Raw genomic sequence first — 21052 nt, 5'->3', positions numbered from 1 at the left:
GTACCGACATTTAGAAAAGGCCTCCGCTCAGCGGGGGCCTTTTTCGTTTCGACGGTGGTAGGTCAGCGCCTGGGCGATCAAAAGGGCCAGGGGCGTATTGGCGACCTCGGTCTCTGCATCAAAGAGGACAGCGCGATTGCCGTCATAGGTGAAGGCATCTCCGAAGACCGCACGGGCGTCTGAAATTATGGTTGTCTGGCAGTGCACGAAGACCGCGTAACCGCCAGACTTTGGCGCCCCAATGCGCAGGGTCGTGCCGGATTTGCTTTCGGATGTGAGATAGGCGGGCTGACCCCATTTCAGGGTTTCATCGATGGGTCCCACATTCTCGGTCGCCGCGACTTCGAAGATGAGGTGCCGTACTTCCAAGAGGCCGGGGCGTACCTTATCTGGAAAGTCGGCGAAGGCGCGGGTTACGGCGTCGGTTTGAAAGGGCAGGTCGGGCAAAGTCATGCGCAAGCGTAGGCGTGGAGACCGATAGGATCAATCACTCGGGGCCAGCAAGGCGACCTATCTCGACAGTTATTTGCCGCGTGAGCGGAAACCCCGCGTTAATACTCAACGGATAAGTTGCTTGCTGCGCGCTTTCCTTTACAAGGCATGAAGCAACGATAAAAAGCAGCTCTATGTCCCACGAAAAATCTACCTCCGGCGCGTCTGCGGACGTGTCGAACGCGCGCGACTGGGTGCGCGTGCTGGCCCGCTACCGCGAGCCAAGCACTTGGCGAAGCAGTTTTGAACTGGCGATCACGCTTGGGCCGTTTGTCCTTCTCTGGGCACTGGCTTGGTGGGCGTTGTCGATCAGTGGCTGGCTGACGCTCGGCATTTCGCTGGTGAATGCAGGCTTCCTGCTGCGCCTCTTTGCGATTCAGCATGACTGCGGCCATGCGGCCTTTTTCAGCAGCCGTCGCACCAGCGATTGGGTGGGCCGCGTCCTGGGGGTGCTGACACTGACGCCCTATGACGTTTGGCGCCGAACCCATTCGATTCACCATTCCTCGGCCGGGAACCTTGGCCGTCGCGGGATTGGCGACATTCACACGCTCACCGTTGCAGAGTATCGCGAGCTTGGGCTGCTTGGGCGGTTGCAGTACCGTCTCTACCGCAATCCGGTCGTGCTTTTTGGTCTTGGGCCGAGCTACCTGTTTTTCGTGCAGAACCGCGTCCCGCTGGGGCTGATGGCGCAAACCCGTTATTGGCTGAGCGCGATGGGCACCAACCTGACGATCCTCGCAGCACTTGCGGTGATCTTCTATTTTGGGGGGATCATGCCCATTCTGCTTATCTTCGTCCCCAGCACCCTGTTGGCGGCCACGGCGGGCATGTGGCTGTTCTATGTGCAGCACCAGTTCGAGACGACCCATTGGGAGGAGAACGAAGCCTGGGATTTGCATGACGCGGCCTTTCACGGCTCGTCGCATTACATCCTGCCCCGGCCCTTGCAGTGGCTGAGTGCCAATATTGGCATTCACCATGTGCACCACCTTTACAGCCGCATCCCGTTCTATCGCCTGCCGGAAGTGCTGCGTGACCATGTGGCCTTGGCCGAGGGGAACCGCATGACCATTCGCGAAAGCCTCGCCAATGCGCGGCTGCATCTGTGGGATGAAAAGAGCAAGCGCCTGTTATCCTTCGCACAGGCGCGCCGCGCCGCTTAAGCCCTAACATATCGCTGATGCAAGACCCCCGCTCCGGCGGGGTTTTTGCGTTTTTAGGGGGAGGCATTACCCATGCGCGATCCCGTCGAGGCCTGCCTCAATCATGTGGCGACCCATAAAAAGTTCCGAAAAAAGGCTATCAATTTTCTTGGAACAGAGCAGAAAGCTGCCGGTTGTCTCACCGTGGAAGACGGGGTGCTGGGCGCCCCAACTATCTTAAACGAATACGGGAGAGACCTAATGATCTATACCAAAACACTCATGGCCGGCGTATCCGCCGTTGCCCTTTTCGCAGCCGCTCCGGTTCTGGCGCAGGACGCGACAGACAAAGTCGAAGAGACCATTGAGCGCAACGCCGAAGCCGAGATGGAAGCAGAAGCTGAAGTCGAAGTTGAAGGTGACGCAGCCGCGACCGCCAATGTGGCCGGCGGCCAAGTGGTTGTCGAGCAGGAAGACGCCGAAGTTGACGTGACCGTGCCCGAGCCCGACGTAAACGTTTCGCAGGACGCCCCCGTGGTAACGGTTGAGCAGGGCCAGCCCGAAGTGACCGTCGCTGTGCCCGAGCCGACTGTTCGCGTGCAGCAGCAGGCGCCGATCATCACCGTTGAGCAGGCACAGCCGCAGGTGACCGTGCGCATCCCTGAGCCGGTCGTGACCGTGCAGGTTCCCAAGCCGCAGGTCGATGTGGAAACAGGTGAGCCAATCGTTGACCTGGAGCAGCCCGAACCCGTCGTGAAATTCGTTCGTCCCGAGCCGAAAGTGACCATCGAAGAAGCCGAGCCGCGCGTGACGGTTGAGCAGGCCGAAGCCAATGTGAACGTGGCTGAATCCGAAGAGGCCCGCGTCGCTGTTGAGCAGGAAGAAGCCAACGTGAACGTGCAGCAGGGTGAAGACGCGAATGTCGTCGTCGAAGAAGCCGAAGCGCCGCAGGTCAACGTTGAAGGTGCCGAAGGCGCCGAGATCAACGTCGAGCAAGAGCAAGCCCGCGTGCTGATGGAAGACTTCAACGCTGACGAGCAAGGCAATATGGCCGAAGAAGACCGCACCCGCTATCAGGAGAACGTGCAGCGTCTGCCGATCTTTAACCTGACCGCCGAAGAACTGACCGGCCGCAGCGTCGCCACCGAAACCGGTGAAGACGTTGGCGAGATCGACTTTATCGGCGTCCGTGGCGACACCGTTGTTGCGATCATCGGCGTTGGCGGTTTCCTTGGGATGGGCGAAAACGAAGTCGCCATTCCGGTTGAGAAGCTGATCATGCGTGAAGACGAAGTGATCGTCCCCGGCGTCACCGAAGAGCGTCTGGAAAGCATGCCGGAATTCAACGAAGCAGAAGTTGAAATCCTTGACCCCGGTATGCGTCTGGCCGAGAGCATTGGCCTTGACTAATACCCGCTTTGGGTAATCGGTAAACCTACGGAAGAAGGCGCTTCGGCGCCTTCTTTTCTTTTGTGCGGGCAGTGGGAGAGGAATTTCGCTGTTGATTGTCACCGAGAACTGACCCGGCAACTGCAGAAATTGTCATTGAGAATTGACCCATGTGTAACCTTGCCCCTGCTTGAATCAGCTGGGAGCTATTGGAGTGTTAGACATGGGATTTCTGAGGATTATTCGGAAATGGGCTCTGCGAGACAAGATGCCCATCCGCGAGATTGCGCGCCGGACAGGGGTGTCTCGCAACACGATCAAGAAGTATCTGCGGACAGGGATAGTTGAGCCCGAGTTCCAAATTTTGGACCGACCGAGCAAGTTAGACCCTTATGCTGAGAAGCTGACAGGCTGGTTGCTGTCTGAGCAGCGTAAATCACGCAAGGAACGGCGAACGGCCAAACAGATGCATGCAGATCTGGTTCAGCTCGGCTTTGATGGTTCATATGAGCGTGTCGCGGCCTTCGTGCGGAACTGGAAGGGCGAACGCCAGCGTGCTCAACATACGACTGACCGGGGTGTTTTCGTGCCCTTGGTCTTTCAGCCGGGCGAGGCGTTCCAATTCGATTGGAGCGAGGACTGGGCCTATGTCGGCGGCGAGCGCCTCAAGCTTCAGGTCGCTCATATCAAGCTGTCACACAGCCGCGCATTTCTGGTGCGGGCATATCGGCTGCAAACGCATGAGATGCTGTTCGATGCCCACTGGCATGGCTTTCGGGTGTTTGAGGGTGTTCCGGGGCGTGGCGTCTATGACAACATGAAGACAGCCGTTGACCGGATTGGTGTCGGCAAGAAGCGCGATGTAAACGCACGGTTCCTTGCGATGACCAGCCATTATGTCTTTGACCCTGAGTTCTGCAATCCTGCGGCAGGGTGGGAGAAAGGTCAGGTTGAGAAGAATGTGCGCGACGCCCGCCATCGGCTTTGGCAACTCATGCCCGCCTTTCCGGACCTCAATGCGCTGAATGAATGGCTGGAGGAGCGCTGCAAGCTTCTCTGGGCCGAGACACCGCATGGCAGATTGCCTGGCAATATTGCGGATATCTGGGACGCCGAGAAGGCCGCGCTGATGCCACTGCCCACAATGTTTGACGGCTTTGTCGAGCAGAGCAAGCGGGTATCCCCCACTTGTCTGATAGCATTCGACCGTAATCGCTACTCAGTGCCTGCCAGCTTTGCGAACCGCCCTGTCAGTCTCCGCATCTATCCTGAACGGCTGGTCATCGTCGCCGAAGGCCATGTGGTCTGCACGCATGAGCGCATTATTGAACGCTCACACCGTCAGCCAGGGCGCGTTATTTATGACTGGCACCATTATCTGGCGGTGGTTCAACGCAAACCCGGCGCGCTGCGCAACGGGGCGCCCTTCGTTGAGATGCCAGAAGGGTTCCGGAAGCTGCAGGATCATATGTTGCGTAGGCCAGGTGGTGACCGCGAGATGATCGACGTCCTATCCTTGGTCCTCCACCATGACGAACAGGCCGTGCTTTGCGCAGTAGAAATGGCGCTGGAGGCGGGCGTACCAACAAAAACCCATGTCTTGAACCTACTTCACAGGCTGGTGGATGGCGCACCGATAGACCAGCCCGATGTGACCCCGCCTGCGGCCCTTTCTTTGAATAAGGAGCCCGAGGCCAATGTCGCACGATATGACGGGCTACGCACCACGGGAGGAACACGTCATGCGTCATGATCCCGCCGGTGCTGCCATCGTCATCATGATGCGTAGCCTGAAGATGCCAGGCATGGCTCAGGCCGTGCAGGACCTGCATGAGCAGGGATCGCCTGCTTTCGATGCAGCGATCCCCATGTTGTCGCAGCTGCTTAAAGCCGAGATTGCTGAACGTGAGGTGCGTTCCATTGCCTACCACATGAAGGCAGCACGCTTTCCGGCATACAAAGACATCTCTGGCTTCGACTTTGGCGCCAGCGAAGTCCGTGAAGCTTTGGTCCGCCAACTTCACCGATGCGAGTTCATGGACGCGGCTGAGAATGCAGTGCTGATCGGAGGCCCTGGAACGGGAAAATCGCATGTCGCTACCGCCCTCGGCATTCAAGCAATCGAGCATCATCGCAAGCGTGTGCGCTTCTTCTCCACGGTCGAGTTGGTCAATGCGTTGGAGCAAGAAAAGGCCCAAGGCAAGGCAGGAAAGATCGCTGAGGTGCTGGTGAAAGCTGATTTGGTGATCCTGGATGAGCTGGGATACCTGCCGTTCAGCGCTACGGGTGGCGCGTTGCTGTTCCACCTTCTAAGCAAACTCTACGAGCGCACCAGCGTCGTCATCACAACCAACCTGAGCTTTAGCGAATGGGCCAGCGTGTTCGGTGATGCAAAGATGACCACCGCGCTCCTCGACCGCCTCACACATCGTTGCCACATTCTCGAGACCGGCAATGACAGCTACCGGTTCAAGGCCAGCTCCGCGACAGCCAAACAGAAACGAAAGGAAAAAGCGGCATTGACGCCATCATAACGCAAAGAACATAACAACTGGGTGGGTCAAGTCTCGGTGAAAATGCCGGGTCAGTTCTCGGTGACAATCAACAGAATTTCGCCATGCCCACTGGACGGGCAGAATTGAACCTGCTAGGTCGCCACATCGGCTCAAGCCCCGGATTCGTCCGGGGTTTGGCTATTTGAACGATCCCGGTGGTTGGGATGCCTGCCTCGCAAGAGATTTCAGCCCACCCACCACTCCTACAGGGGACCTTCGGGGCCCTACAACCAACGCGCTTTCATCTCGGTGGATGCGTGCCAAGCAAACGGAAGACAGAGAACATGGCACTCAAGTCGTACAAACCGACGACGCCAGGCCAGCGTGGACTGGTACTGATCGACCGTTCGGAGCTGTGGAAAGGCCGCCCGGTCAAAGCCCTTACTCAGGGTTTGACCAAATCTGGCGGTCGGAACAACACCGGACGAATCACAATGCGTCGTACAGGTGGTGGTGCAAAGCGCCTCTACCGTATCGTTGATTTCAAGCGTAACAAGCTGGACATGTCCGCTGTTGTCGCGCGGATCGAATATGACCCCAACCGGACCGCTTTCATCGCACTGATCCAGTACGAAGACGGCGAGCAGGCTTACATCCTGGCCCCCCAGCGTCTGGCCATCGGCGACAAAATCATCGCCGGCGCCAAAGTGGACATCAAACCCGGTAACGCGATGCCTTTCTCGGGCATGCCAATCGGTACGATCGTCCACAACATCGAGATGAAGCCCGGCAAGGGCGGTCAGATCGCACGTGCCGCCGGCACCTACGCCCAGTTCGTGGGTCGTGACGGTGGCTACGCTCAGATTCGTCTGAGCAGCGGCGAGCTGCGTCTCGTGCGTCAGGAATGCATGGCCACCGTTGGTGCTGTGTCTAACCCCGACAACTCCAACCAGAACTACGGTAAAGCGGGCCGCATGCGTCACAAGGGCATCCGTCCTTCTGTACGTGGTGTGGTGATGAACCCGATCGACCACCCGCACGGCGGTGGTGAAGGCCGGACCTCTGGTGGTCGTCACCCGGTTACTCCTTGGGGTAAGCCGACGAAGGGTGCCAAGACCCGCAACAAGAACAAAGCGTCCAGCAAGCTTATCATCCGCTCGCGTCACGCCAAGAAGAAGGGGCGTTAATCAATGGCTCGTTCAGTATGGAAAGGTCCTTTTGTTGACTCTTATGTCCTCAAAAAGGCAGAGGCTTCCCGCGAGGGCGGCCGTAACGAAGTGATCAAGATCTGGTCGCGCCGCAGCACGATCCTGCCCCAGTTCGTGGGTCTGACGTTTGGCGTGTACAACGGTCATAAGCACATCCCTGTTAACGTCAGCGAAGACATGATCGGTCAGAAGTTCGGTGAGTACTCCCCGACTCGGACCTACTACGGTCATGCCGCCGACAAAAAAGCGAAGCGGAAATAAGCCATGAGCAAGGATAAGAATCCCCGCCGCGTGGCAGACAACGAAGCAATGGCAAAACTGCGCATGCTTCGCACAAGCCCGCAGAAACTGAACCTGGTTGCAGCCCTGATCCGTGGCAAGTCCGTGGACAAAGCGTTGACCGATCTGACCTTCTCCAAGAAGCGAGTCGCGCAGGACGTGAAGAAATGCCTTCAGTCCGCGATTGCCAACGCCGAGAACAACCACAACCTGGACGTCGATGAACTCATCGTGGCCGAGGCCTATGTGGGTAAGAACCTGACCATGAAGCGCGGTCGCCCGCGTGCCCGTGGCCGGTTCGGCAAGATCATCAAGCCGTTTGCCGAGATCACGATCAAAGTGCGTCAAGTTGAGGAGCAAGCCTGATGGGTAACAAAGTCAATCCGATCGGTATGCGTCTTCAGGTGAACCGCACCTGGGATAGCCGCTGGTACGCCGACACCAAAGATTACGGTGATCTTCTGCTCGAAGATCTCGCAATCCGCGACTTTATCAAGAAAGAGTGCCACCAGGCCGGTATCGCTCGTGTGATCATCGAACGTCCGCACAAGAAGTGCCGCGTCACGATCCACACAGCACGCCCCGGTGTTATCATTGGCAAGAAAGGCGCGGACATCGAGACGCTGCGCCAGAAGATCGCCAAGATGACCAACTCGGAACTGCACCTCAACATCGTTGAGGTCCGCAAGCCCGAGCTGGACGCACACCTTGTTGGTGAGAGCATTGCACAGCAGCTGGAGCGCCGGGTGTCTTTCCGCCGCGCCATGAAACGTGCCGTGCAGAACGCCATGCGCATGGGCGCACTGGGCATCCGCGTGAATCTCGCGGGTCGTCTTGGTGGGGCCGAAATCGCGCGTACCGAATGGTACCGTGAGGGTCGCGTGCCGCTGCACACATTGCGTGCCGACATCGATTACGCACATGTCGAAGCGGCCACCGCTTACGGCATCATCGGGATCAAGACATGGATCTTCAAAGGCGAGATCATGGAACACGACCCCGCCGCGCGTGACCGTAAGGCACAGGAACTCCAAGACGGCCCAGCACCTCGCGGTGCCGGCGGTCGTCGCTAAGGGGGAATGAGAAATGCTTCAACCAAAGCGTACTAAATTCCGCAAGCAGTTTAAGGGCTCGATCAAGGGTCTGGCAAAGGGCGGGTCTGACCTGAACTTTGGCACCTACGGCCTGAAGGCACTGCAGCCGGAGCGGGTTACAGCCCGTCAAATCGAAGCGGCACGCCGCGCCATGACGCGTCACATGAAGCGTCAGGGCCGTGTCTGGATCCGCATCTTCCCGGACGTACCGGTCACCTCCAAGCCCGTCGAAGTTCGTATGGGTAAAGGTAAAGGTTCCGTCGACTTCTGGGCAGCCAAGGTCAAGCCGGGCCGTATCATGTTCGAAATCGACGGTGTCGGTGAAGACGTGGCACGCGAAGCTCTGCGTCTGGCAGCCATGAAGCTGCCGATCAAAACCCGGGTTGTTGTCCGCGAGGACTGGTAAGCCTGTCACCCTGTCAGGGGTGATTGCGAAGAAATCAGAAACCCCCGCCGAGCGATCGGTGGGGGTTTTTCTATGATATGACAGTTAGAACAGTATTTTCGGCTGTGGCATTATGAGATTTGGTCCATCTTGGTAAATTTCGCCAAACCCAAAATGTTCAGCGCCTTTAGATTTGGCCTGTTCACTTAAAGCGGCGAATTCGAAAGGCGGCTGAACTACCCGGAGCAAATCTCGCCCTGCTCTCGAAAGAAGGCCGACCTTAAAAGCGAGTTCATTGCCCTCGCCTAACTGGACGAAAAAGCCTTCTTCTCCGCGAGTTCTTTGCACCGCTCGCTGGCCATTTTTCGTGGAAAAAGTCAATATTTTGTCCGCCGTCCAGAAGCCCGATTGCTCCAAGTAGGTAATTTCCTTTACGGTCAAATTTGGTTTGATACACTCAAGCAGTGTCATGCCATCGTCTAGGGTGAAGGGGAGAACACGTTGAATGAGATCAGCGACGTCTTTCTCTAGCATGGAAACAAAATGAAGGGTTAATGGTGCCACTGATCGGGGGGCTCGCAATTCGCCCGCTAATAGGCGGCCAAACATCGCTTGAAGCTCTTCATCGCTGGCGTCTTCAGCATAACTCTCGAACTTGGACATCCAACTATCCGATGGCGCCTCGTTTTCCTTCTCAGATGGATGAACCTGAAGTTCTTCGATAGCTATTTTCGCTACAGCGTCTTTATTGCGTTGTGTTCGGTAAGCTTTGCTCAGCATACTATTCATTGCCCGCTCAAGAACTTTAGGATCTGTTGAAGCTTCGCAAGCAACTTTTGCGGATAGAATTTCAGAAATTGCGCTACGAGCTTGCGTTTTATCTCGCGTGCCTTGAGCTATGCCCTCCAGCCAAACAGCCGGAATCTCAATTCCCGCACCGATTAAACGGCTTATCGCTTTGCCAGCTGGACCAGCAAGCAGTTGAGGGATTCCACCTTCAATCGCTGCCTTTAAAAAATGTGGTTCACCTTCACCCATTTTACTTCCTCAAAATGCTAAATCTTCAACCGTAAATGTAAAAAACCTATGGAGAAGGTATGTCACTGAAAGGTGGTAGCCAAGTGATATGCGGCAAACTACAAATAGAGGGAACACTGGAGGCCCAGTCCTATGAAGCACGTCCCCAAACCCAATACCGACGAAGACTTGATCCGCGCCTTTCTCGATAAGGGTGGCGAGGTAAAGAAGGGCAAGACCAAGCCGATGCCCAGTGATCTCGGGCTCAGCAACAATCAGTGGGGCAACAAGCTGACCAAGGAAGAGAAGGCAGCGGTCAAAGCGCAGGAAGAGGCGGCGAAGAAGCTAAAATAGCCGCCGGGAGGTGCCTTAGATGTCGACCTGATAGACGCCCAATGCCTCGGCCAAGGCGGTCTCTTCGAATTTGAAATGCGAGCGCACCACTGCGACCAGTTGGTCGAATATCGCGCGGGTTTCGGCGAATTGTTCTGAGCTTGGTGCCTCGGACAATCCGCCCGCCGCCGCGCCCAGCCGTTCGAGAAGCGCGTGAACGACCTCATGTTCGGCCCGCAGCCGGTCCACGATTGCACGTACGGGTTCAGAGCCGCGGGCGTGCAGCTGCGGGAAAATGCTTTGTTCTTCGATATTGTGGTGCATCGTCAACGCCCAGCATTGCTGACCGCAGAGCGTCCCGGCGGCGGCGAAATTCTGGGCCATCTGGCTATGCAGGACGATATGTGCAAGCTCAGCCGGGGGCGCGTCTCCGGCCTCAATGCGGGTCATCACCTGAGCGATTTGTGATAGATCGCTAAGGTAGTGACGGTGGATCGCCGCAAGGTGCCGCCCAGCTTGTCGCTGTGCCTCGGTGACGTCGCCCATGTCGGGCAGGGGCGGGCGGGTCTCGGCGTCGATTGTCAGGTCCGACAGGGGGAGGGCGCTCACGTCCTCGGCCATCGGTCAGGCCCAGTTGTAGTTGAATGAGACCGAAACGCGGTCTTCTTCGATCATGTTCATCGGCACCTCATGGCGCAGCCAGCTTTCCCACAGCAGCACGTCGCCCGCGTCGGGTGCGACATAGATGAAGGGGCGCAGCTCTTCGCGGGCGTCTTTCACCCGGCCCGGCGCGGCCATCATCATCGGCAGGCGCGGATCCTCGAAGCGGATCGCGCTGGCGCCTTCGGGCATGGTCACATAGGTCGTGCCAGAGATCACGGAGTGGGGGTGGATATGCGAGGTGTGGATACCGCCTTCGGGCAGGATGTTCAGCCACAGGGAGTCTAGCACCAGCTTGCGCTCGCCCAGATCGAAGTCGAGATCCTTGGCAAAGGCGGCCACATGTTTGTCCAGCACCGCGACCAGATCCTTGAAGATCGGAAAGCGGTAAGGCAGGTCGTCCAGCGACGCATAAGAGGTGTAGCCCGCATAGCCGTTCTCTTCGCACCAGTCCTGCCCGGCCTCATCATCCTCGGCGATCGAGAAACAAGAGGCGGCGAGCTCATCGGTGTCGATGGGTTTGCCATGGTCCGACAGGGCGGCGTGATAGAGGCGGGTGGCGAAAAGCGATTTGATGTTTGACATAGGCCCTTCTTATGCGGAACATGTTCCTATCGCCAGCGTCTTTCCCGCCTAATTCACAGGCGCCGGGCCATCGGGGGTTGCCATGTGCGACCTCAGCGCGTATTGGCACCTTTCATCATGAACTCCACCAGAATCATGGTCACCCTGACAGGGGCCTACTGGTGATGTTGAAAGGAAGAGGCCGTGAAAGCCAGCGAACTGCATGACAAGACGCCGGACCAGCTCCGCGACGAACTTGTGAACCTGAAAAAAGAATCCTTCAACTTGCGTTTCCAGCAGGCCACCGGCCAGTTGGAAAACCCCGCACGTCTGAAGACTGTTAAGCGTGACGTGGCCCGTGTCCACACCGTGCTGAACCAGAAAGCCGCTGCTGCGGCAGCCGAATAATAGGAGCCTGAAACATGCCCAAGCGTATCCTTACAGGCACCGTGACATCGGACGCCAACGCACAAACAGTTTCCGTTTCCGTAGAGCGCCGCTTTACGCATCCGGTTCTGAAGAAGACCATCCGTAAGTCCAAAAAATACCGGGCTCACGATGAGAACAACACGTTCAAGGTGGGCGACAGCGTTCGCATCATCGAATGTGCCCCCAAGTCGAAAACCAAACGTTGGGAAGTTCTGACTTCGGACAAAACCGAAGCCTGAGCCCCTTAAACGAAACCCTGGGATGAGGGCCGCATCGCCCCCCAGAAGGTCGGGAGAAACCAAATGATCCAGATGCAGACCAACCTGGATGTTGCTGACAACAGCGGCGCGCGCCGTGTTCAGTGCATCAAGGTCTTGGGTGGTTCCAAGCGTAAATACGCATCCGTCGGCGACATCATTGTCGTGTCGGTCAAGGAAGCCATCCCGCGCGGTCGTGTGAAAAAAGGCGACGTCCGTAAGGCCGTTGTCGTTCGCACTGCCAAAGAAGTTCGTCGTGAAGATGGCACCGCCATCCGCTTCGACCGCAACGCTGCTGTTATCCTGAATAACAACAACGAGCCTGTCGGCACCCGTATCTTCGGGCCGGTTGTTCGTGAGCTGCGTGCGAAGAACTTCATGAAAATCATCTCGCTCGCTCCGGAGGTGCTGTAATCATGGCTGCTAAACTTCGCAAAGGTGACAAGGTCATCGTCTTGTCCGGCAAGGACAAGGGCAAGACGGGCACCATCTCGTCTGTTGACCCCAAGTCGAACAAGGCCATCGTTGACGGCGTGAAAATCGCCATCCGCGCAACGCGCCAGACACAGACATCTCAGGGCGGCCGCATCCCCAAGGCGATGCCGATCGACCTGAGCAACCTCGCACTGGTGGATGCCAATGGCAAAGCCACGCGCGTAGGTTTCAAAATCGAAGGCGACAAAAAAGTGCGCTTTGCCAAGACCACGGGGGACGTGATCGATGCTTGATACCGCAACCTACACACCCCGCCTTCAGGCCGAATACCGCGAGAAGATCCGCGCCGCCCTGAAAGAGGAATTCGGCTACAAGAACGACATGATGATCCCCAAGCTGGACAAGATCGTTCTGAACATCGGCTGCGGTGCCGAAGCCGTGCGCGACAGCAAAAAAGCCAAGTCGGCTCAGGAAGACCTGACCGCGATTGCAGGCCAGAAGGCTCTGACAACCGTGGCCAAGAAATCCATCGCTGGTTTCCGCGTGCGTGAAGACATGCCTTTGGGTGCGAAAGTTACCCTGCGTGGCGACCGCATGTACGAATTCCTTGATCGTCTGATCACGATCGCAATGCCCCGTATCCGTGACTTCCGCGGCATCTCGGGCAAGAGCTTTGACGGCCGTGGCAACTACGCCATGGGCATGAAAGAGCATATCGTGTTCCCCGAAATCGACTTCGACAAAGTTGACGAGACTTGGGGTATGGACATCGTGATCGCCACCACGGCGAAAACCGACGCTGAAGCCAAGGCGCTGTTGAAAGCTTTCAACATGCCCTTCAATTCATAAGCGCGGGAAGGATTAGAAATGGCTAAGAAATCCATGATTGAGCGCGAGAAGAAGCGCGAAGCACTGGTCAAAAAGTACGCTGAGAAGCGCGCGGCTCTGAAAGAGATCGTGAGCGACGAAAGCAAACCGATGGAAGAGCGTTTCCGCGCTTCCCTGAAACTGGCGAAACTGCCGCGCAACAGCTCTGCTGTGCGTCTGCACAACCGTTGCCAGCTGACGGGCCGCCCGCACGCCTACTATCGTAAACTGAAAATTTCGCGGATCGCGCTGCGGGACCTCGGCTCTTCGGGCCAAATCCCCGGCATGGTCAAGTCGAGCTGGTAAGGAGCGCATCAGATGAACGATCCTATCGCAGATATGCTGACACGCATCCGTAACTCTTCGCTGCGCGGCAAATCCACCGTCTCCACACCGGCTTCCAAGCTGCGTGCATGGGTCTTGGACGTGCTGGCCGACGAAGGCTACATCCGCGGCTACGAAAAAGTCACGGGCGCCGATGGCCACCCCGCCATCGAGATCAGCCTCAAGTACTACGAAGGCGAACCTGTTATTCGTGAACTGAAGCGGGTTTCCAAACCCGGTCGTCGCGTCTACATGGCCGTCAATGACATCCCCGTTGTCCGTCAGGGCCTCGGCGTGTCGATTGTCTCCACCTCCAAAGGTGTGATGTCGGACGCATCTGCACGCTCTGCCAATGTTGGCGGCGAAGTGCTCTGCACCGTATTCTAAGGAGAAGACAATGTCTCGTATTGGTAAGAAACCAGTCGCCATGCCTTCGGGCGTCTCGGCATCGGTGAGCGGTCAGACGATCGAAGTGAAGGGCCCCAAGGGCACCCGCAGCTTCCGCGCAACTGACGACGTGACCCTGACGGTCGAAGACGATGCAATCTCTGTGACACCGCGTGGCAAGTCCAAGCGCGCACGTCAGCAGTGGGGCATGTCCCGCACCATGATTGAAAACCTCGTGACCGGCGTCACCGAGGGCTTCAAGAAGGAGTTGGAAATCCAGGGTGTTGGTTATCGTGCGGCCGTCAATGGCAACACGCTGAAACTGAACCTCGGCCTCAGCCACGATGTTGACTACGTTGCGCCCGAAGGCGTCACCGTAACGGCACCGAAGCAGACCGAAATCGTTGTGGAAGGCATTGACGAACAGCTTGTTGGTCAGGTCGCCGCGAACATCCGCGCATGGCGCAAGCCCGAGCCCTATAAGGGCAAAGGCATCCGCTATAAGGGTGAGTTCGTGTTCCGCAAAGAAGGCAAGAAGAAGTAAGGAACGGAAAGATGGCAAACACCAAAAGACAGCTGTTCCTGAAACGCCGCATGCGCGTTCGGAACAAACTCCGCAAAGTGAACGCCGGGCGTCTTCGCCTGTCGGTACACCGTTCGTCCAAAAACATCTCGGCTCAGCTGATCGACGATGTGAACGGCGTGACACTGGCTTCCGCTTCCTCGATGGAAAAGGATCTGGGCGTTTTCGGCAAGAACAACATCGAAGCAGCGACCAAGGTCGGTGCCGCGATTGCCGAACGTGCCAAGAAAGCTGGCGTCGAAGAAGCATACTTCGACCGTGGCGGCTTCCTCTTCCACGGCAAGGTGAAGGCTCTGGCCGACGCCGCGCGTGAAGGCGGTTTGAAGATCTGATTGTGCGGTGCGTGGGCAACCACGCACCTGCTTTCATATGGAGGCTGTGCCCCGCGCATAGCTTTCCTGCGAAGAGGGCCGGGTTGGCCCTCTCGATGATCCGGGGGCCAAGGGCTCACCAGGATTGATCCTAAGGGCCTCAGGGCCACAGAAAAAGGAAGATGCCAGATGGCAAGAGATGACAACCGTGGGGGCAACCGCCGCAACCAACGCGACGAAACCCCGGAATTCGCTGACCGTCTGGTCGCGATCAACCGCGTGTCCAAGACCGTTAAGGGTGGTAAGCGTTTCGGCTTCGCCGCACTCGTGGTCGTGGGTGATCAGAAAGGCCGCGTGGGCTTTGGTAAGGGTAAAGCGAAAGAAGTACCCGAGGCCATCCGCAAGGCGACTGAGCAAGCCAAGCGTCAGATGATCCGCGTTCAACTGCGCGAAGGCCGCACCCTGCACCACGACATGCATGGTCGCCACGGCGCAGGCCGCGTTATCATGCGTACAGCACCTGAAGGTACCGGTATCATCGCCGGTGGTCCGATGCGTGCCGTGTTCGAGATGCTGGGCGTGAAAGACGTTGTGTCCAAATCGGTCGGTTCGCAGAACCCCTACAACATGATCCGCGCCACTCTGGACGGTCTGAAAAAAGAGCAATCGCCCCGTTCCGTCGCGCAGCGTCGCGGCAAGAAAGTGGCTGACATTCTGCCCAAGCGTGAAGACAACGTAGAGTCCTCCGCACAAGTGGCTGAGGAGGCATAAGCATGGCCAAGACACTCGTAATCAAGCAGGTCGGCTCGCCGATCCGCCGCCCCGCCAAGCAAAAGGCAACTTTGGTTGGCCTGGGTCTGAACAAAATGGGTCGTACCCGTGAGCTGGAAGATACACCTTCCGTCCGCGGCATGATCAACAAGGTCTCGCATATGGTTGAGATCGTCGAAGAGAAAGGCTGAACTTTGGTTCAGCGGTAGGGTGGGGGACCACTCTACGAATGCGCCTCGCAGGGAACTGCGGGGCGTTTTGCTATTTGCGGCTTCACGTACTGTTCCGGACCGATGTGTCGGAGTGATGGTGGACGCCTTCATCGCGTCTTACGGAACCATGAGGCTATCACTGCTGCCGTAACAACGGGATTTTGTACACTTGTTAATATTTAGTTAACATTTACCGTTGAGTGGCCTCGTAGATTTTTGCGGGGGCGTTAACGTATTGGATAAACGATGAAAGCCTTTTCAGTTTTAGTACTCATTATTGCGACGTTCGGCATGCCATCCTTCGCGTCAGCTCACACGCAAAGGGCCACACCCTATACCTCCGAAGTTCCTTCGCATGGCGGCGGATGCCGGAAATCTTCACCGCCCGGTCAATGCTGCCATGCTGGGTCAGAGCCATACCACTGCCATTAAGCAAACGGATTGCGCAGGTAGGGGGAGGATGACGTCCTACCTGCGTTTACCCACCCCCTTGTCACGCCTCCCGCCATCCCCTATACGCCCCCGGTGGCCCGTGTTGGGTCGCAATGGAATCGAAACGCCGCGTTTGGCCACTCCCGTCGCTGGGGGCCATTTCCGGCATTAGGAGAAGCGACATGAAACTGCACGAACTTTCCGACAACGAAGGCGCAACCAAGAAGCGTATGCGCGTTGGCCGTGGTCCCGGCTCTGGCAAGGGTAAAATGGGTGGCCGTGGTATCAAGGGTCAAAAATCCCGTTCCGGTGTCAGCATCAACGGCTACGAAGGCGGCCAGATGCCAATCTACCAGCGTCTGCCCAAGCGTGGCTTCAACAAGCCGAACCGCAAGTCTTTCGCTGTCGTGAACCTGGGCCTGATCCAGAAATTCATCGACGCCAAGAAGCTCGACGCCGGCAACACCATCGACGGTGCCGCCCTGATCGCGTCCGGTCTGGTCCGTCGTGAGCTGGACGGTATCCGCGTTCTGGCCAAGGGTGACATCACCTCCAAGATCGACCTGAACGTCGCTGGCGCCTCCAAGTCCGCCATCGAGGCGGTCGAGAAGGCAGGCGGCAAGGTGACCGTGACCGCCCCCAAGGCGGCCGAGGCATCCGAGTAAAGCGGCCTTAAGGCTTGTGAGCGGCGCGCCAGCCGCTTACATATCCTCAAGTTTTCCCGAACGCCGCCCGCCGGAAAACGGCCCGGGCGGCGTTTTCGCAACAAAAGAAGAGACCCCTCATGGTATCTGCCGTCGAAAACATGGCCGCGAACACGAGCTGGGCCGCATTGGGTAAGGCAACAGACCTGCGCAATCGGATCCTGTTCACACTCGGGCTGCTTATCGTTTACCGCCTTGGCACCTTTATCCCGGTGCCCGGCATCGACGGCGGCGCCCTGCGTGACTTTATGGAGAGCGCGGGCCAAGGCATCGGCGGCATGGTGTCGATGTTCACCGGCGGCGCGCTTGGCCGGATGGGTATCTTCGCTCTGGGCATCATGCCCTATATTTCGGCCTCGATCATCGTTCAGTTGCTGACCTCCATGGTCCCGGCGCTGGAACAGTTGAAGAAAGAGGGCGAGCAGGGGCGCAAGAAGATCAACCAGTACACGCGCTACGGCACCGTGGCGTTGGCGACCCTGCAGTCCTACGGTCTTGCGGTCAGCCTCCAGGCCGGTGACATCGTGGCCGATGGGCAGATGGGCTTTAGCTTCATCGCCGCCTGTATGATTACCCTCGTCGGCGGCACCATGTTCCTGATGTGGTTGGGTGAGCAGATCACCGCACGCGGCATCGGCAACGGCATCTCGCTTATCATCTTCGTCGGCATCATCGCCGAGGTTCCCGCCGCCATCGCGCAGTTCTTCGCCTCGGGCCGCTCGGGTGCGATCAGCCCTGCGGTGATCGTGGGTGTGCTGGTCATGGTGATTGCGACGATCATGTTCGTGGTCTTCATGGAGCGCGCGCTGCGGAAGATTCACATCCAATACCCCCGCCGTCAGGTCGGGATGAAGATGTATGACGGCGGCACCAGCCACCTGCCCGTAAAAGTGAACCCGGCGGGCGTGATCCCGGCGATCTTTGCCTCGTCCTTGCTGCTGCTGCCGGTCACCGTCAGCACGTTTTCGGGCAATTCCACCAGCCCGGTGATGTCGTGGCTTCTGGCGAACTTCGGCCCCGGTCAGCCGCTTTACCTGCTGTTCTTCGTGGCGATGATCGTCTTCTTTGCCTATTTCTATACCTTCAACGTCAGCTTCAAACCTGATGACGTGGCCGACAACCTGAAGAACCAGAACGGCTTTGTCCCCGGCATCCGCCCCGGCAAGCGCACCTCTGAGTATCTGGAGTATGTGGTCAACCGCATCCTCGTCCTCGGCTCGGCCTATCTGGCGGCGGTCTGTGTTCTGCCCGAGATTTTGCGCGGCCAGTTCGCCATTCCCTTCTACTTCGGTGGCACCTCGGTGCTGATCGTCGTCTCGGTCACCATGGATACGATCCAACAGGTTCAGAGCCATCTGCTGGCGCACCAATATGAAGGTCTGCTTGAGAAGTCTCAGCTGCGCGGCAAAGGCGCGGGCAAAGGCAAAGGTACACGCAAGAAACGGAGCCCCGTACGTCGATGAATATTATCCTACTCGGGCCTCCGGGCGCAGGCAAAGGCACCCAAGCACGTTATCTGGTCGAAACCCGCAACATGGTTCAGCTCTCCACCGGCGACATGCTGCGTGAGGCCAAGGACAGCGGTACGGAGATGGGCAAGATCGTGGCCGATGTCATGGACCGCGGCGCGCTGGTCACCGATGAGATCGTCATCGGTCTGATCCGCGAAAAGCTCACCGACAAGGCCGAACATGGCGGCTTTATCTTTGACGGTTTCCCCCGCACGCTGGCGCAGGCCGATGCGCTGGCCGATTTGATGCAGCAAGAGGGCCAGACCCTCGACGCCGTGATCGAGATGAAGGTCGACGATGAGGCGCTGGTCGCCCGCATCACCGCACGCTCGACCTGTGCGTCTTGCGGCGAGGTTTACAACGACCTGACCAAGCCGATCCCCGAAGATGGGAAATGCAGCAACTGCGGCGGGACCGAGTTCAAGCGCCGCGCGGACGACAATGAGGAAAGCCTCAAAACCCGTCTGATGGCCTACTACAAACAGACCTCTCCGCTGATCGGCTATTACTACGCCAAAGAGATGCTCAGCGGTGTGAATGGTCTGGGTCAGATCGAAGAAGTCCGCGGCGCCATCGCGCAGATTCTCGACAAGTGATTTCCCGGCGGTGGGGGCAGGGGCGACGCTGCCTTTCGCTCCGCGCCGCCGTTCCTACGGGAGTTTTGTGCAAGGCTTGACGCCCTGCGCAAAACCTCATAGTCACCCCTATCTCGCAAGAGAATCAAATTGCGGCAAGGGTTCCGCCCAGCCCCGTAAGATCACCTGATCAGCCTCAGCCCGATGGCCCAAACGCCTCGGGCTTGTGTTGTGAAAAAAGGGTCTGGAACGACGGACCCGCAACGAAAAGGAATAGCTAACGTGGCACGTATTGCCGGCGTAAACATCCCGACTGCAAAGCGGGTTCCAATCGCCCTCACCTATATCACCGGTATTGGCACCTCCTCCGCCAAAGCCATCTGCGAAGCCGTTGGCATCGACGCGACCCGTCGCGTTAACGAGCTGTCCGACGCCGAAGTTCTGGCCGTGCGTGAGCACATCGACGCCAACTACACCGTCGAAGGCGACCTGCGTCGTGATACGCAGATGAACATCAAGCGTCTGATGGACCTTGGTTGCTACCGTGGCCTGCGCCACCGTCGTAACCTGCCCGTCCGTGGTCAGCGTACCCACACCAATGCTCGCACCCGCAAAGGCCCCGCTAAGGCCATTGCTGGCAAGAAGAAATAAGGGAGGGTCTGATCAATGGCACGCGATAAGACAAAGACCAAGCGTAAGGTCTCCAAGAACATCGCCGCAGGCGTGGCGCATGTGAACTCGAGCTTTAACAACACCAAGATCCTGATCTCGGATGTTCAAGGCAACGCAATTTCCTGGTCCTCCGCTGGCACCATGGGCTTCAAAGGGTCGCGTAAATCGACACCCTATGCCGCTCAGATGGCCGCAGAAGATGCTGGCCGCAAGGCGCAGGATCACGGTGTCAAGACGCTGGAAGTCGAAGTTCAGGGCCCCGGTTCGGGTCGTGAATCCGCACTCCGCGCTTTGGCGGCTGCCGGTTTCAACATCACGTCGATCCGTGATGTGACCCCGATGGCCCACAACGGCTGCCGCCCGCCCAAACGCCGCCGCGTTTAAGCCGGGACTGTTTTACATGGGGTCGCGCCTTGCGTGCGGCCCCATACCGCTTTTCAGAAACCTCGAGCGTTTGTGTCATTTGGACATGAGGCACAAACAAGGATGGAGGGACGCATGATCCACAAGAATTGGGCTGAATTGATCAAGCCGCAACAGCTTGACGTCAAGCCGGGCAACGACCCCGCACGTCAGGCGACCGTCATGGCCGAACCGCTGGAGCGGGGCTTTGGCCTGACCCTCGGCAACGCGCTGCGCCGCGTGTTGATGTCCTCGCTGCAGGGCGCGGCGATCACATCTGTGCAGATCGACAACGTGCTGCACGAGTTTTCCTCCGTGGCCGGTGTGCGCGAAGACGTGACCGACATCATCCTGAACCTCAAAGGCGTCAGCCTGCGCATGGAAGTCGAAGGTCCCAAGCGCCTGTCGATCTCTGCCAAAGGTCCGGGCGTTGTGACTGCCGGTGACATCTCCGAATCCGCCGGTATCGAGATTCTGAACCGCGAGCATGTGATCTGCCACCTCGACGATGGTGCAGATGTCTACATGGAGCTGACCGTCAACACCGGCAAGGGCTATGTCTCGGCTGACAAGAACAAGCCGGAAGATGCTCCCATCGGTCTGATCCCGATCGACGCGATCTATTCGCCAGTCAAGAAGGTCTCCTATGACGTGCAGCCCACCCGTGAGGGCCAGGTGCTGGACTATGACAAGCTGACCATGAAAGTGGAAACAGACGGTTCCATCACGCCGGATGACGCCGTGGCCTTTGCCGCGCGCATCCTGCAGGACCAGCTGGGCATCTTCGTGAACTTTGACGAGCCGGAATCAGCGTCCCGTCAGGACGACGACGATGGTCTTGAGTTCAACCCGCTGCTGCTCAAGAAAGTCGACGAGTTGGAACTGTCTGTGCGTTCGGCAAACTGCCTGAAGAACGACAACATCGTCTACATCGGCGACCTGATCCAGAAGACCGAAGCCGAAATGCTGCGGACGCCGAACTTTGGCCGCAAGTCCTTGAACGAGATCAAGGAAGTGCTGTCGGGCATGGGCCTGCACCTTGGCATGGATGTCGAAGACTGGCCGCCAGAAAACATCGAAGACCTCGCCAAGAAGTTCGAGGATTCGTTCTAAGAGACA

31 protein-coding genes are annotated in these 21052 nt (G+C 57.9%); 27 read left to right on the top strand and 4 right to left on the bottom strand.

What is annotated here, in order from left to right:
- Positions 1-27: 27 nt before the first annotated feature.
- Positions 28-453: a DUF1801 domain-containing protein gene (locus tag K3762_RS15555; protein ID WP_120351870.1), complete on the bottom strand. Its 426-nt coding sequence runs from the start codon at positions 451-453 to the stop codon at positions 28-30.
- Positions 454-626: 173 nt separating this feature from the next.
- Between K3762_RS15555 and K3762_RS15550 the strand changes: the two genes are divergently transcribed.
- The 9 genes from K3762_RS15550 (at position 627) to rplP (ending at position 8508) form a co-directional block, all read left to right on the top strand.
- A complete protein-coding gene (locus tag K3762_RS15550; RefSeq protein ID WP_120351869.1) occupies positions 627-1658 on the top strand; it encodes a fatty acid desaturase in 1032 nt (343 codons plus the stop codon).
- Between the two features lie 240 nt (positions 1659-1898).
- Positions 1899-3047, top strand: coding sequence for a PRC-barrel domain-containing protein (locus tag K3762_RS15545; RefSeq protein WP_120352286.1), 1149 nt, complete (start codon positions 1899-1901; stop codon positions 3045-3047).
- 202 nt (positions 3048-3249) lie between these two features.
- Positions 3250-4779, top strand: coding sequence for an IS21 family transposase (gene istA, locus K3762_RS15540; protein ID WP_260010420.1), 1530 nt, complete (start codon positions 3250-3252; stop codon positions 4777-4779).
- Positions 4769-5560, top strand: coding sequence for an IS21-like element helper ATPase IstB (gene istB / locus K3762_RS15535; RefSeq protein ID WP_260010418.1), 792 nt, complete (start codon positions 4769-4771; stop codon positions 5558-5560). Before istA ends, istB begins: the two co-directional genes overlap by 11 nt.
- A gap of 305 nt (positions 5561-5865) precedes the next feature.
- Positions 5866-6708, top strand: a complete 843-nt coding sequence (rplB, locus tag K3762_RS15530; RefSeq protein ID WP_067267965.1) for a 50S ribosomal protein L2 — start codon at positions 5866-5868, stop codon at positions 6706-6708.
- A gap of 3 nt (positions 6709-6711) precedes the next feature.
- Positions 6712-6990, top strand: a complete 279-nt coding sequence (gene rpsS / locus K3762_RS15525; protein ID WP_007118838.1) for a 30S ribosomal protein S19 — start codon at positions 6712-6714, stop codon at positions 6988-6990.
- A gap of 3 nt (positions 6991-6993) precedes the next feature.
- Complete coding sequence (rplV, locus tag K3762_RS15520; protein ID WP_067267968.1) at positions 6994-7374, top strand: 50S ribosomal protein L22; 381 nt, start codon at positions 6994-6996, stop codon at positions 7372-7374.
- A complete protein-coding gene (gene rpsC, locus K3762_RS15515) occupies positions 7374-8081 on the top strand; it encodes a 30S ribosomal protein S3 (protein ID WP_067936359.1) in 708 nt (235 codons plus the stop codon). Before rplV ends, rpsC begins: the two co-directional genes overlap by 1 nt.
- 13 nt (positions 8082-8094) lie before the next feature.
- The gene (gene rplP / locus K3762_RS15510) at positions 8095-8508 is read left to right on the top strand and encodes a 50S ribosomal protein L16 (RefSeq protein ID WP_007118841.1); all 414 of its coding nucleotides are present in this window, start codon (positions 8095-8097) and stop codon (positions 8506-8508) included.
- 84 nt (positions 8509-8592) lie between these two features.
- On the opposite strand, the gene K3762_RS15505 is transcribed toward rplP, so the two are convergent.
- Entirely contained in the window at positions 8593-9525 is a 933-nt protein-coding gene (locus K3762_RS15505) for a DUF2806 domain-containing protein (protein ID WP_132444192.1), read from the bottom strand.
- Between the two features lie 132 nt (positions 9526-9657).
- Between K3762_RS15505 and K3762_RS15500 the strand changes: the two genes are divergently transcribed.
- Positions 9658-9858 (top strand): hypothetical protein, encoded by a 201-nt coding sequence (locus K3762_RS15500; RefSeq protein WP_132444193.1) that lies wholly within the window; start codon positions 9658-9660, stop codon positions 9856-9858.
- 15 nt (positions 9859-9873) lie between these two features.
- On the opposite strand, the gene K3762_RS15495 is transcribed toward K3762_RS15500, so the two are convergent.
- Both K3762_RS15495 and K3762_RS15490 read right to left on the bottom strand, forming a co-directional pair.
- A complete protein-coding gene (locus tag K3762_RS15495; RefSeq protein ID WP_165935547.1) occupies positions 9874-10446 on the bottom strand; it encodes a hemerythrin domain-containing protein in 573 nt (190 codons plus the stop codon).
- A 15-nt stretch (positions 10447-10461) separates the two neighbouring features.
- Complete coding sequence (locus K3762_RS15490; protein WP_067622256.1) at positions 10462-11082, bottom strand: TIGR02466 family protein; 621 nt, start codon at positions 11080-11082, stop codon at positions 10462-10464.
- Positions 11083-11265: 183 nt separating this feature from the next.
- On the opposite strand from K3762_RS15490, the gene rpmC reads away from it, so the two are divergent.
- The 17 genes from rpmC (at position 11266) to K3762_RS15405 (ending at position 21046) form a co-directional block, all read left to right on the top strand.
- Positions 11266-11469: a 50S ribosomal protein L29 gene (rpmC, locus tag K3762_RS15485; protein WP_007118846.1), complete on the top strand. Its 204-nt coding sequence runs from the start codon at positions 11266-11268 to the stop codon at positions 11467-11469.
- 14 nt (positions 11470-11483) lie between these two features.
- Complete coding sequence (gene rpsQ, locus K3762_RS15480; RefSeq protein ID WP_120351863.1) at positions 11484-11729, top strand: 30S ribosomal protein S17; 246 nt, start codon at positions 11484-11486, stop codon at positions 11727-11729.
- A gap of 63 nt (positions 11730-11792) precedes the next feature.
- A complete protein-coding gene (rplN, locus tag K3762_RS15475; RefSeq protein WP_005621870.1) occupies positions 11793-12161 on the top strand; it encodes a 50S ribosomal protein L14 in 369 nt (122 codons plus the stop codon).
- A 2-nt stretch (positions 12162-12163) separates the two neighbouring features.
- Entirely contained in the window at positions 12164-12475 is a 312-nt protein-coding gene (gene rplX / locus K3762_RS15470) for a 50S ribosomal protein L24 (RefSeq protein WP_067267981.1), read from the top strand.
- A complete protein-coding gene (gene rplE, locus K3762_RS15465) occupies positions 12468-13031 on the top strand; it encodes a 50S ribosomal protein L5 (RefSeq protein ID WP_067622246.1) in 564 nt (187 codons plus the stop codon). The genes rplX and rplE overlap by 8 nt, the downstream gene beginning before the upstream one ends.
- A gap of 18 nt (positions 13032-13049) precedes the next feature.
- Positions 13050-13355 (top strand): 30S ribosomal protein S14, encoded by a 306-nt coding sequence (gene rpsN, locus K3762_RS15460; RefSeq protein ID WP_007118851.1) that lies wholly within the window; start codon positions 13050-13052, stop codon positions 13353-13355.
- A 12-nt stretch (positions 13356-13367) separates the two neighbouring features.
- Positions 13368-13760 (top strand): 30S ribosomal protein S8, encoded by a 393-nt coding sequence (gene rpsH, locus K3762_RS15455; protein ID WP_067622243.1) that lies wholly within the window; start codon positions 13368-13370, stop codon positions 13758-13760.
- 10 nt (positions 13761-13770) lie between these two features.
- Positions 13771-14304, top strand: a complete 534-nt coding sequence (gene rplF, locus K3762_RS15450; protein ID WP_067622240.1) for a 50S ribosomal protein L6 — start codon at positions 13771-13773, stop codon at positions 14302-14304.
- 11 nt (positions 14305-14315) lie between these two features.
- A complete protein-coding gene (gene rplR / locus K3762_RS15445) occupies positions 14316-14675 on the top strand; it encodes a 50S ribosomal protein L18 (RefSeq protein ID WP_067622237.1) in 360 nt (119 codons plus the stop codon).
- 168 nt (positions 14676-14843) lie between these two features.
- Positions 14844-15425 carry a 30S ribosomal protein S5 gene (rpsE, locus tag K3762_RS15440; RefSeq protein ID WP_067267992.1) on the top strand — a complete coding sequence of 194 codons (582 nt, stop codon included), beginning with the start codon at positions 14844-14846 and terminating at the stop codon, positions 15423-15425.
- Positions 15426-15427: 2 nt separating this feature from the next.
- Positions 15428-15616: a 50S ribosomal protein L30 gene (rpmD, locus tag K3762_RS15435; protein WP_007118856.1), complete on the top strand. Its 189-nt coding sequence runs from the start codon at positions 15428-15430 to the stop codon at positions 15614-15616.
- Positions 15617-16251: 635 nt separating this feature from the next.
- Complete coding sequence (gene rplO, locus K3762_RS15430) at positions 16252-16734, top strand: 50S ribosomal protein L15 (RefSeq protein ID WP_067622231.1); 483 nt, start codon at positions 16252-16254, stop codon at positions 16732-16734.
- Positions 16735-16853: 119 nt separating this feature from the next.
- A complete protein-coding gene (gene secY / locus K3762_RS15425; RefSeq protein ID WP_120351861.1) occupies positions 16854-18236 on the top strand; it encodes a preprotein translocase subunit SecY in 1383 nt (460 codons plus the stop codon).
- Entirely contained in the window at positions 18233-18880 is a 648-nt protein-coding gene (locus K3762_RS15420; RefSeq protein WP_260010414.1) for an adenylate kinase, read from the top strand. Before secY ends, K3762_RS15420 begins: the two co-directional genes overlap by 4 nt.
- A 261-nt stretch (positions 18881-19141) precedes the next feature.
- Complete coding sequence (rpsM, locus tag K3762_RS15415) at positions 19142-19510, top strand: 30S ribosomal protein S13 (protein ID WP_007118860.1); 369 nt, start codon at positions 19142-19144, stop codon at positions 19508-19510.
- A 15-nt stretch (positions 19511-19525) separates the two neighbouring features.
- The gene (rpsK, locus tag K3762_RS15410) at positions 19526-19915 is read left to right on the top strand and encodes a 30S ribosomal protein S11 (protein WP_067622222.1); all 390 of its coding nucleotides are present in this window, start codon (positions 19526-19528) and stop codon (positions 19913-19915) included.
- Positions 19916-20029: 114 nt separating this feature from the next.
- A complete protein-coding gene (locus K3762_RS15405; RefSeq protein WP_007118862.1) occupies positions 20030-21046 on the top strand; it encodes a DNA-directed RNA polymerase subunit alpha in 1017 nt (338 codons plus the stop codon).
- Positions 21047-21052 lie beyond the last annotated feature (6 nt).

The organism is Sulfitobacter sp. W074, assembly GCF_025142275.1.
GTDB classification, from domain to species: domain Bacteria; phylum Pseudomonadota; class Alphaproteobacteria; order Rhodobacterales; family Rhodobacteraceae; genus Sulfitobacter; species Sulfitobacter profundi.
This window is presented reverse-complemented; position numbering and strand designations above follow the sequence as displayed.